The sequence below is a fragment of the Melioribacteraceae bacterium 4301-Me genome (assembly GCA_041538185.1).
Taxonomy (GTDB): Bacteria; Bacteroidota; Ignavibacteria; order Ignavibacteriales; family Melioribacteraceae; genus Pyranulibacter; species Pyranulibacter aquaticus.
In genome coordinates this window covers 533,726-545,505 of record JBGORM010000001.1, presented here as the reverse complement: position 1 = coordinate 545,505, position 11,780 = coordinate 533,726, and the positions used below count along the sequence as shown (strand labels likewise).

13 protein-coding genes are annotated in these 11,780 nt (G+C 31.8%); all 13 read right to left on the bottom strand.

Translation table 11 applies throughout. The features are described 5' to 3' along the window. Positions 1 to 36: 36 nt before the first annotated feature. On the bottom strand, positions 37 to 1,320 hold the full coding sequence (locus ABRY23_02315) for a hemolysin family protein (GenBank protein ID MFA3781883.1): 1,284 nt from the start codon (positions 1,318 to 1,320) through the stop codon (positions 37 to 39). 35 nt (positions 1,321 to 1,355) lie between these two features. Next, positions 1,356 to 1,775, bottom strand: coding sequence for a single-stranded DNA-binding protein (locus ABRY23_02310; protein MFA3781882.1), 420 nt, complete (start codon positions 1,773 to 1,775; stop codon positions 1,356 to 1,358). A 243-nt stretch (positions 1,776 to 2,018) separates the two neighbouring features. Beyond that, on the bottom strand, positions 2,019 to 2,447 hold the full coding sequence (locus tag ABRY23_02305) for an SPOR domain-containing protein (protein ID MFA3781881.1): 429 nt from the start codon (positions 2,445 to 2,447) through the stop codon (positions 2,019 to 2,021). 63 nt (positions 2,448 to 2,510) lie between these two features. Next, positions 2,511 to 3,764: an OmpP1/FadL family transporter gene (locus tag ABRY23_02300; GenBank protein MFA3781880.1), complete on the bottom strand. Its 1,254-nt coding sequence runs from the start codon at positions 3,762 to 3,764 to the stop codon at positions 2,511 to 2,513. Positions 3,765 to 3,839: 75 nt separating this feature from the next. Continuing rightward, a complete protein-coding gene (locus tag ABRY23_02295; GenBank protein MFA3781879.1) occupies positions 3,840 to 4,340 on the bottom strand; it encodes an acetyl-CoA carboxylase biotin carboxyl carrier protein subunit in 501 nt (166 codons plus the stop codon). Continuing rightward, positions 4,333 to 5,826 (bottom strand): acetyl-CoA carboxylase biotin carboxylase subunit, encoded by a 1,494-nt coding sequence (gene accC, locus ABRY23_02290; protein MFA3781878.1) that lies wholly within the window; start codon positions 5,824 to 5,826, stop codon positions 4,333 to 4,335. The genes ABRY23_02295 and accC overlap by 8 nt, the downstream gene beginning before the upstream one ends. A gap of 5 nt (positions 5,827 to 5,831) precedes the next feature. Next, on the bottom strand, positions 5,832 to 8,177 hold the full coding sequence (locus tag ABRY23_02285; GenBank protein ID MFA3781877.1) for an endonuclease MutS2: 2,346 nt from the start codon (positions 8,175 to 8,177) through the stop codon (positions 5,832 to 5,834). Next, positions 8,174 to 8,728, bottom strand: coding sequence for a CvpA family protein (locus ABRY23_02280; GenBank protein ID MFA3781876.1), 555 nt, complete (start codon positions 8,726 to 8,728; stop codon positions 8,174 to 8,176). Before ABRY23_02280 ends, ABRY23_02285 begins: the two co-directional genes overlap by 4 nt. Next, on the bottom strand, positions 8,725 to 9,177 hold the full coding sequence (locus tag ABRY23_02275; protein ID MFA3781875.1) for a GatB/YqeY domain-containing protein: 453 nt from the start codon (positions 9,175 to 9,177) through the stop codon (positions 8,725 to 8,727). Before ABRY23_02275 ends, ABRY23_02280 begins: the two co-directional genes overlap by 4 nt. Before the next feature lie 66 nt (positions 9,178 to 9,243). Then, positions 9,244 to 9,657: an ExbD/TolR family protein gene (locus ABRY23_02270; protein MFA3781874.1), complete on the bottom strand. Its 414-nt coding sequence runs from the start codon at positions 9,655 to 9,657 to the stop codon at positions 9,244 to 9,246. 16 nt (positions 9,658 to 9,673) lie between these two features. Continuing rightward, on the bottom strand, positions 9,674 to 10,219 hold the full coding sequence (locus ABRY23_02265; GenBank protein ID MFA3781873.1) for an ExbD/TolR family protein: 546 nt from the start codon (positions 10,217 to 10,219) through the stop codon (positions 9,674 to 9,676). Between the two features lie 23 nt (positions 10,220 to 10,242). After that, complete coding sequence (locus ABRY23_02260) at positions 10,243 to 10,932, bottom strand: MotA/TolQ/ExbB proton channel family protein (GenBank protein ID MFA3781872.1); 690 nt, start codon at positions 10,930 to 10,932, stop codon at positions 10,243 to 10,245. A 161-nt stretch (positions 10,933 to 11,093) separates the two neighbouring features. Then, entirely contained in the window at positions 11,094 to 11,780 is a 687-nt protein-coding gene (locus ABRY23_02255) for an SDR family oxidoreductase (GenBank protein ID MFA3781871.1), read from the bottom strand.

Here is an 11,780-nt window from a genome sequence, read left to right as displayed (position 1 = left end):
ATAAGCAACATCAGCAATGTTCATAATTTTTAGTTGTTACTCTAATTTTACTTTTTCTATTTGTATTTTCTTTATTCTTTTACCCACTACTTCTTTGACAGTAAATTTATAACCATTATAATCGAACTGATATCCAACATGTGGTATGTTGCCTGCGTGATAGTAAATAAATCCAGCAACTGTGTCATAGTCATCGTTTTCGGAAGAAAAATTGCTGTTTAATAATTCATTAAGCTGCTCAATGCCAACTTTACCGACAACGATATAGTTATCATCATCAATTTTATATATTTCTTTTTCATCTTTATCATATTCATCTCTAATTTCACCGATTATTTCTTCCAAGATATCTTCCATTGAGACTAAGCCTGAGGTACCGCCATATTCATCAACAACAATACCGATATGCATGTTTTTCTGTTGAAACTCGTGTAATAAATTGCTGATTAATTTAGTCTCTGGCACAAATAAAGTTTCGCGATAAATTTTCAGAGTAGAAAAATTTTTCCTAAGTATATCATTTTTCAAAAATGGCAGTAAATCCTTTGCGTAAATAACGCCAATAATTTTGTCTAAGTTATCTTGATATAAAGGAATACGGCTATGCCCAGATTTTACGATAGCATTCATAACTTCGTCAAATGAGGCGTTTACGGGTACTGCTGTTATATCGACGCGCGGGGTCATTACTTCGCGGACAGAAACAGTTTTAAATTCAACCAGGCCATGAATTAATTCATGCTCGCCTTTTTTAATCGTCCCGCGTTCCACTCCTAAATCGGCTAATTCCGGCAATTCCATTATTTTAATTGCAGTTTTAGATTTATCAAAATTAATTTTGGAAACCAACAATCTGAGTGAATCAGTCAATATTTTTGAAATAGGGTAAAAAATTATGCCAATCCAATAAAGCGGTACTGCAACAACTTTAGCAAATTGCAAAGGCTTTTTTGTAGCCCAAATCTTGGGTGTTAATTCACCAAAAAGTAAAATAATAGTGGTTAACAAAACTATTTGAATTGTTAAAACAAATCCTACAGATAAGTTTAAGATTTTTGCAGCATCAAGTGCAATACTTACTGCTATTATCGAAGCAGAAACATTTACAATTGTATTGCCTAATAGAATATTTACAAGTAGTCTACGGGGGTATTCTAATAGATTAAGTATATACTTGCCAACTATTTTATTTGTCCTTAAAAACTCTTTTACATCTTTTTGACTTAAGGAAAATAAGGCTACTTCGGAGCCTGAAAACAAAGCAGAAAACAATATTAGAATGATTAATAAAATCACTCTAATAAGCCAATCATTATCCAACTAAAAATTTGGTCCTCTAATTGTTTAACAAATTTCTAAAAAGGTAAATCATTATCTGCATCAGTTGCTTCCACATCGACATCGCCCTCTTGCTCGTACGTCTGAATATTTTCTGAAGCAACATCTTTACTATCAAGAGGGATTAATCGTTCCGAGATGATTTCGGTGAAATACCTCTTAATTTTATCTTTATCAGTGTAATCCCTTTTTGAAATACGGCCTTCAATATAAAATTTTTTCCCTTTCTTCAGCAGTTCTTTTAAAGAATCGGGTAAATTATAACAGACTATATTATGCCATGTAGTTTCATTTACCCAGTTACCATCTTTTCCTTTGTAGCTACGATTTGTGGCTAATGAAAAAGTAGTAACACTAACATTATTTGGGGTAAATCTTGTCTCGGCATCGTTGCCAAGGTTACCAATTAACATAACTTTATTTAATGAAAGAGCCAAGGCTACTCCTCCTATTATTTGAAATACATTTTCAAGATGAGAATTAATTTATAAAATTGCAAGAGAAATTGCGTCTTTGTCAATCTCGTCAAACAGACGTATTTATAATCATCTAATAAGTAAAAATTATTCTTATAAAATGAATTTTGGTACAATTTAATATCCTTATAAAATTACCAAATTGTTTAATCAAAATACTTAAGTTTTTTATGAAAGTAGCAGTAAAAGACTTGACACTTAAATTTATTTGTCACCTTCGGTCACAATAAAAGCATCTTTAAAACTATCAATATTTCTAATTTTATTTCGAAAACTTTCTGCTTCTTCCCGTGAAAAAAAAGGCGACAGTCGAACAACAAAAAGCTGAACTGCAGAGTTAAACGTTACTTTCATTTCCATATTAATTCGATTCTTATTTTCTTGAATAAATTTTTCGGCTCGTTCTTTGGTAGAAAACGCACCCACTTGAACATAATATGTATGTTTAAGTGCATCTAACTGCTTACTATTTGTATTACTTTGTTGAAACGTTGAATCAGGAACAACCGGGTTATTAAAAACATAGATATTATCCTGTTCATTTTGCTTTGTCTCTTCTGTTTGTTTTGATGCAGAACAAGAAGCTAAAATTGGAAGCGAACAGATCAAATAAAAAATTCTTACTCTATCCATAAATTAAAATTAAACGGGCTGATGGTAAACATAGTTTAGTTAACATCAGCCCATTCATCTTCTTTACAAAGCTAAAGATAAATCAGCACCAACTAAATGAGCATTGTTTGTGTATTTGCCGTTAAACCCAAATTTTGAACCTGTAACATCTCTATCACTAAATGACAAGAACATATATGCCACATCTATTGAAAGATTATTGGTTAACTTATAACCGAAGCCAATATTTAATCCGATACGATTTGCATCTGGTAAAGTAGGTTCAACATATTCGGTTTTAACTGGATTTCTGTCATATAAAATACCAGCCCTAAGTGCAAAAACATCAGATAAGTTGTACTCTGCACCTCCTCTTATGATAAAAGTATTTTCATAATTTCTGTCAACTGATTCTGTGCTAGGACCTGGAGCCAATGGATTAGAAACATTATAATTCTTAAATGTAATTGACAACTTATCATAGCTTGACCAACCTACATATTGGAAATCAGCAGCCAAAGTTAACTGATCAGTAGGCATATATCCCAGCCCTACAGTTATATTTTGAGGTGTTTTAAGTGGTGCTGTAACATCACCTTTTGGATATGGTATAAATACTTTTAATAATGGATGAGTAAAACCTTCAGGTGTGCTTTTTGCAGTACCCTCCAAATCCCATTTAACCGAACTGCGGTAACTTACACCAATTGAAAACTCATTTGAAGGTTTATACATTAATCCTGCGCTAAAACCGACAGAGGTTTTGTTCCCTTTTAATTCGGTTTGAAAATCACCAGCGCCTACATTTGAAACCTGAATAATTTTTACATCGCCATATGCAATAACTAATCCAGCACTTAATGAAAATTGATTGGAAAACTTATACGCTACTACTGGTGTAAAAAAGAAAGATTTAATTTCAGTATCGTAAGCCAAATACTTGCCAGGCCAATTAACTGGCCATCTCGTCCCTAACCCGTATTGATTATTCACACTTAAACCAACAAACAAGTTATCACCTATTTGTTGGGTAACATAAAAATTAATTGGTGTGAAAGTTTGACTATCCATATCAGTTTTAGTTGTAGATGGTGCTGGGCCAGTAAAAGAAGCTGAAGGTGCTATTAATGTTAAACCTCCGTAAAAATTTGTACCTTTCAACTGTGTAATTCCTGCTGGATTAAAATAAATAGCTGAGGCATCATTAGCTATTGCTGTAAATGCACCTGCCATTGCCATTGCTCTGGCTCCATGTTCATTAATTTGAAACCCACCAGCATAAATGCTAGTTGCCAAAATTGTGAGTGAAAAAATAATCGGTAAGATTTTCTTTTTCACAAGACCTCCTGTTGAATTAGTTTTTTAATGCGCTTAGAATATAGTTATTTATGCCGTAAAAGAAAATAAGATTTATTATTCGAATGTCATAATTATTTCATCTTTGCTGACTGATTGCCCTTCTTTAACTTTTAGTTCTTTTACAACACCACTAACAGGAGAGCGTATCTCATTTTCCATTTTCATTGCTTCCAGTAAAAATAAAGGTTCGCCTATTTTAACTTCATCGCCTTTATGCTTGTTAACTTTAAGTATTAAGCCCGGCATTGGTGCTTTAATAATGTTGTGCTTATTAGTTAAATCTTTTTTTTTCAATATGTCATTAGCCATTTCCTCTAATTTTGTCTTCACATCTATTTCGTAATAATTCCCTTTTATCAATAGTCCAAATTTACCGCTTTCAAGTCTATCACATGCAATTTCATAGGTTATGTTATCCAGTGTTAGCAAGTAAAAATAATCGTTTATTTTTTTAAGTCTTACTTCATAGATTTTACCGTTAACTTTAATTTGATTAGCGTTTATAAAATCAACAGTTATTTTTTTACTGCCATTTGTAATTATGAATTCATTCATAATTTTGACTTAGCCAATTATTAGATTTGTTATTATTAATAAATACCGCATTAGATTGTTCAGAGTTTTTTATCATCGCCCCAAATATAGCTGAAACAAGTTCATACTTTTCATTAGACTGTAATTTGCTTTCTGTTAAGAATTTGGGCAAAAATTCCTTTTCAATAAAGTTTATTGTGAATGAGCCATTAATAAATACTTCATGACTAAAAATCCAATTAAACACAGGTATGTTAGTAATAACACCTACAATTTGATATTCGCTAAGCGCTCTTTTCATTCTTTCAATTGCCTCTTCTCTATTTTTACCCCATGTGATTACTTTACTTAAAATTGGGTCGTAATAAACTGGTACATCAGAAAAAACATCAATGCCAGAATCTAACCTTACTCCAGGTCCTAGAGGAGGTTTGTGTAATTTAATTTGGCCAATGGAAGGAGCAAAGTTATTGTTAATATCTTCAGCATAAATTCTACATTCTATGGCGTGACCGTTTATTTTAAGGTCATTTTGAGAGAAAGATAACTTATTGCCCTGCGCAATACTAATTTGTTCTTTAACTAAGTCGATACCTGTAATCATTTCAGTTACGGGATGTTCAACTTGTAACCGTGTATTCATTTCAAGAAAATAGAAATTTTTGTTTTTATCCATTAAAAATTCTATTGTACCAGCATTATAATAATTACAGGCTTTTGCAGCTTCAATGGCAGCTTTAGTAATTTTTTCTCTTATAAATTCATCTACAAAAGTTGAGGGTGATTCTTCAATTATTTTCTGATGCCTTCTTTGAACTGAACATTCCCTTTCGAATAAGTGAGCATAATTTCCATGTTTGTCAGCTATTATTTGAACCTCAATATGCTTCGGCTCTTCAATTAGTTTCTCTAAATAAACAGCGTTGTTGCCAAAAGCTTTTAATGCTTCATTTTTAGCCCTCTCGAACTCAACTTTTAATTCGTTCTCATTAAAAACTTTTCTCATTCCTTTACCGCCGCCGCCAGCAGAAGCTTTTAACATTACTGGGTAACCGATTTCATTAGCTATTTCCATCGCTTCATTTACGTTTGTAAGTGATTTTTCGCTGCCAGGTACAACTGGAATATTATTTTTTTTCATTAATAGTCGGGCTGCTGTTTTTTCGCCCATTAATGCTACTGACTTAGCAGAAGGGCCAATAAAAGTAATATTGCTGTTTTCCACTGCACTAATAAACTCAGCATTTTCCGAAAGAAATCCATAACCTGGGTGAATAGCATCAGCGGCAATTTTTTTTGCAAGTTCAATAATTTTTGGGTAGTTAAGGTAGGATTCATTAGCGGGTGAACTACCAATGTAATAAGCCTCGTCGGCATGTCTTACATGAAGAGAATTTCTATCAGCATCAGAATAAATAGCAGCAGATTTAATATTAAGTTCCCTGCATGCTCTTGCAATTCTTACGGCAATCTCTCCTCTATTTGCAATCAATATTTTTTTGAACATATAAATTAAAATTCTACTATCGTAATACCGTCCCCACCACTTTCAATATCTGCAAAATAATAATTTTTAACATATTTATAATTTTTTAAAATTTCTTGTACTTTTTGTTTGAGTGCACCGGTACCCTTCCCGTGTAAAATTTCAATTCTATCAACACCGCTCGAATATGCATCATCTAGGAATTTTATTATTTCTTTTTCGGATTCATCAACACGTTTACCTCTTATATCTAATCTATAATTATGAATTTTAGAATCATATAAATTTCTTTTAAAGTCAGCAGTTTGTGGTTCAATTTTATTAGCATGCACTAAATCAGAAATTTTTGATTGAAGTTTTATGCTGCCAATTACGATTATAGCTTTATTTTTGTTTTCATCGATGCCGCTTATAATACCCACAGTATTTGTATTTTTAATTGAGACATAATCACCTATCCTAAAACTTCCTTTGACCGGTTCTTTGGTCTGTTCAAAAGATATTTTTGATTCAATTTCTTTTTGAAGTTCTTTTATTTCTTGGCGTTCTTTATGCACTATCTCTTTATTAGCTTTAGATTCACGAATATTTTTTATAGCCGCTTCAATTTTTTTATTAACATCTTTTAAATAATCTTGAGCCTTTTGTTTAGCCTCCAGAAGAATTTTATTTTTTTCCCTTTCCAAATTCTCTACCTTCTGCTGATACAAGTTTGCCAAGCCTTTTAATCTTATATTTTCTACTTCAAGTTGATTTAGCTGTTTTCTTAATTCTTTAGATTTTTGCTCAATATCTATTAAAAATCTTTCCACTTTATTTTTGTCAACATCCAAATATTTTTTGGCCAGGCTAATGAAACTTTTACTAAATCCAATTCTTTCAACTACTTCAAAAGCATAACTAGAACCTGGTATTCCTTGATGGAATTTATAAGTAGGTACAAGCTTTTGAGTGTCAAATTCCATTGATGCATTCTCAAATCCTTCTAACTCATTAGCTAAAATCTTTAAATTGCCGTGGTGAGTAGTAGCTAATACCAAAGCATTTTTTTCTTTCAGTGTTTGCAGAATTCCAATTGCTAACGCTGAACCTTCAACGGGGTCAGTCCCGGTACCAATTTCATCTAAGAGAACTAAGCTGGTTTCATTTGCACAGTTAATTATTTTGTTAATGTTAGATAGATGCGAGCTAAAAGTACTCAGATCCTCTTCGATTGATTGCTGGTCACCAATATCAACTAAAATGTCGCTGAAAAAATGTAAGTTGCTATCTGGATGACAAGGGATATGAAAACCTGATTGAACCATTAAAACAGATATACCTACAGTTTTAAGCACAACAGTTTTACCGCCGGCATTTGGACCAGTAATTAAAATAACTTTTTGATTATCTACTTTAAGATTAAGCGGCACAGTATTTTTAATTCCTACTTTCTTAATTAGTATAGGATGCCGTAAGTCCAAAAGCTGAATAGGCTTATCTTCAAGAAAAGAAGGAAAGCTGCCAAGTATTTCAATAGAATACTTAGCACGAGCGAAGTAAGAATCCAGCAAAGCAATTAAGTCAAGTGAATTTTTTAACTGGTTAGATAACGAACCTATTTTTTCTGTTAAGCTGCGTAATATTTTTTCTATTTCTCTTTTTTCTGCAAAGTTTAATGACAAAATATCGTTGTTCAGCTCCAACGTCTCCTCTGGTTCTATGTAGACAGTTTGTCCTGTTGAAGATTCAGAATGTATGAAACCCTTGATATGTCTTTTGTGTTCTGATTTAATTGGCAATACAATTCTGCCATCTCTTAATGTTATATACTCATCTTGTACTAAGTATGAATCACTAAATGTCTTCAGCAGTGTGTTTACAACTTTTCTTAACGACTCTTCTTTTTCTTTTATTTCTCTTCTAATTTCCTTTAATCTTGGAGTCGCATCGTCTTTAATATCGCCGTTCTCATCTATTATGCGCGTTATATGGCTTTCGAAAACTTTATCTACAAACAGCTCTTTAGCAAGGAAGTATAAATCCGGAAATTCACTTCCTTTGTTTCTAAAAAACTGTACAATTTTTCTTGAAACTTCAGCAAGAGTTAGAACATCCAAAATATTTCTTATTGTTAATACGGCTCCATCTATTCTACTTTTTGCAATTATTTCTGAGATATCTGGCAATGAACTAAATGGGGGTGTTTCCAATTTTATTAAAATTTCTTTCGCTTGTGAAACTCTTTTCCCCTCATTAATCACTTCATCTAATTTTGAAAGTGGTCTCAAGTTCAACGTAAGTGTTTTTCCTAATTCAGTATAACAGTATTTTGCGGCATATTCTGTTACTTTAAAGAATTCCAATTTTTCTAATGTTTCCTTAGTTATCATTTTAAATCCTTGAAAGAATCAATAATCTTGCCAGAATCTGACTTATCATTATTTTCAATAAATTCCTTAATAAAGTCTGTAGCCTTCGCTTTGTGTCCGATAACAAAATCAATAGAAATTGGTATTATGTTGTAAACTTTAGTATAAAACATAGATTTACTTATATCTTTTTTCGATGGGATATCAAAAATGTTTAAGAAGAGCAAGAATCCGCTTAAAAAAAATATTATTTGGATAGCACCAACAATACCGCCTAAAAATTGATTAATAAATCTATTTGTTTTATCGAGCGGATGAACAATTCTTTTAACAATTGAGGTAATTAAAATTATCAACAGAAAAATAAGTATGCCTGCTACAATATTTGCCAGGTAATCATCTTGAAATATAGGCAGAATAAACTTTGCAATTTTATCAGAAAATTCGAAAGCAAAAGCGACGGCTACAATTAGTCCAATTAGCCCAATTATTTTTCTTACTAATCCATCTTTAAAGCCAAGTAAAAATCCAATAATAATAACAACAGAAATTAGAATATCTATATAATTCAATTAGAACTCAGATATTTTTCTACAACTTCTTTTATTAGCTTACCGTCGGCTTTACCTTTAAGAGTCTTGGCGGCAAGTGGCATTAATTTAGGAAAATCTTCTTTTTTATGTGCACCAATTTGTGATGCAAGTGCTTTTATTTCTTGGAACAGTTCTTTCTCAGAAAGTTGTTTAGGCAGGTATTCTTCAATAATCTTTAGTTCTTTTTCTTCTTTTTCAGCTAAGTCATTTCTATTCGCATTTTTATATTGTTCAATAGCTTCTTTTCTTTTTTTTGCCGCTGTACTTAAAAGATTAATTTCAATTTCTGGAGTAATTGTTTTATCCTTACCACTTTTTTCGTACTCTAATATTAGAGCGCGAATAGAGCGAATTGTTTCAATCCTAATTTTATCTCCAGATTTAATTGCATTTTTCAAGTCGTTGTTAATTTTTTCAATTAAATTCATAATTACCTCAAAAAAAAAGGCAGGCCATTTCAAAATAACCCGCCTTTTATAGAAATATACTATTAATTATATTTTTAACAAAGTTGAGTAATTTATTCTTAAGCAAGAGGCTTTTCTTAACTCTTGCTGAATATCTGTAACAATACCCATTTCTGAGCCTTTGTCAATTCTTAGCGAAACAATTACATTAGGCAGGGCTACTCTCTTAGAGTACATAATTTTTTGTATATCTCCTAATTTCACAATGCTGTCATTAACTTGAATTCTGCCATCTTTACCTACCCATATATATGAAACCAGTCTTTTATTCTCAATTTTTTCAATTGCTTTAGCTTCAGGAAGTCGATATTGTACTAAAACATCGACCTCTCTTAAAGTGGTAGTAACCATAAAGAAAAGAAGCAACATAAACACAATGTCTGGTAAAGATGCAGTTGGAATATTTTGCTTTGTGTTAGCTCTTTTTTTCTCGAATTTCATTATTAATAATCCTTAATTATTTTTTCACTGTTTCAGGTTCTGCAATACTAATAGTAATTGGAATTTTGTCCTTAAGTTCTTTCATTTCTTCGCTTCTATCATCAATGTCAATTAATCTTTTTCCAAAATGTTTAAGGGCGTATTCATTCCTTACATCGAAATAAGCTTGTTTAACTTGGTCTAATGCTTGTATAAACAGATTATAACTTGTCTTGCGGTCGGTTTTAACCGAGACTACTAGCTTTTTATTAGCAGGTAAATCAATTTTACTTTCTATTCTTGGCTTTAATGTTTTTGAAATTTGTGGGATGGAAATTAATTCATTGTTAAGAAGTACATCGCCATTCTCATTAATCAACAATGCAGCCAAACGGTCTTTAGATAAAGGTACAAACTGCTGTTGTTCAGGTGGTACATATTCAGGCAACACTAAACCAATTCCCGTATCCACATCAATTACTGTTGATACCAAGAAAAATAAAAGTAACAAAAATGAGATATCCGCCATAGAACTGGTTGGAATTTCGGCTTCGGGTAATTTACGTTTTTTTATTTGAACCATCTTTAAAACTCAACTTTTGATTTTTATTTTTTATTCATTTCATAGAGAGTGTCAATAAGTTCAATGGAACTCTCTTCCATATCTGCTACAAGTCGGTCAATTTTAGAAACAAAATAATTGTAAAATACTTGAAGTATCATAGCAACAACAAGACCGAACAAGGTAGTTAACAAAGCGACTGCAATACCACCGGCAACAATCGATGGTGAAATTTGTGCTGCTTCTTTAATAGCATCAAAGGCTATAATCATACCTTGAACTGTGCCAGTGAAACCCAACAGGGGAGCCAAAGAAATAAAAGTAGAAATCCAAATTAAACCTCTTTCTAAGAATCCCATTTCAATAGCACCATAAGCCATAATAGATTTTTCAGCAGCTTCAATGCCTTCATCTGCTCTTAATAAACCAGCATGAAAAACAGAAGCAATTGACCCTCTTGTATTTTCGCATAATTTGATTGCTTCGGGAACACCACCTTTTTTAAGTGCATCTTTTATTTGGACTACAAATTTTTTAGTATTAGTAGTAGCACGCATTAATGTCCAAAATCTCTCAATAGAAAAAGCTAAACCTAAGACTAAACAACCTAAAATAGGCCACATGAAAATACCACCTTCAACAAATTTTTCCTGTAAGAAGCTTAGCACACTTTGGTTTTGTGTGGCTTGTGCAAAAACGTAGGAAATAAATCCTGAAATTTCTGTAATATGCATAGGAAGCAACCTCCAAAAGTTATTAATTGATTTTTATTTTCTGATACTATTTAATAAAAAAAGTTAACGAAGTCTAAGGATTTAGCATAAAAAAGTCAATAAATAATTTAATGAGTTAACGTATCTCTGTATATCTTAAATCATTTTTTAAATTTATTAAATCACTCTAAGGTACCTTCAAGCTTAATAATGTTGCCGTTAATTATTTTATAATTATCAAATATAAAATGCACTACTTGCGCTATGCTTTGCGGTGTTGACAATTGTTTTTTATCTTCTATCCATTTCCTACTTTCTTCTGAATCAATAACATAAGGCGCTACAGCATTGGTACTTATGTTATACTTTTTACTTTCCTTTGCTAAGGTTTCTACCAAGTAATTTAATGCATTTTTAGATGCACCATAAGCTGCTTTATCTTTTTGAGGGGAAAAACCGCTCAGTGCACTCGTAAAACAAATACTGCCACCTCTTGTACCACTTACTTTGCTTAAAAAATATTTGGATAATAAAAAAGCAGTGTTCAAGTTAATGCTAAACATTTTAAGCCATTGTTCATACGGGGTATCTTTTAATTCTGTCCCACCATAGAAACCCCCAATTGTACTAAATAAAAAATAAGTTGAATTAGGCATAAAAGAAATTTGTTCAAAAAGATTTTTCGCTTGATTCTCATTAGCAAGGTCATCTATAACAATTTGTTTATGCTTTTTTAGAATTTTACCATTAATCTCTATTTTCCTTCTTGAAACTAAACAATACTCATCATAGTCTTTCTCTAAAAAAAATTTTATCGATTCGGTGCCAAGTCTACCTGCGGCACCAACAATAATTAAACTTTTCGACAT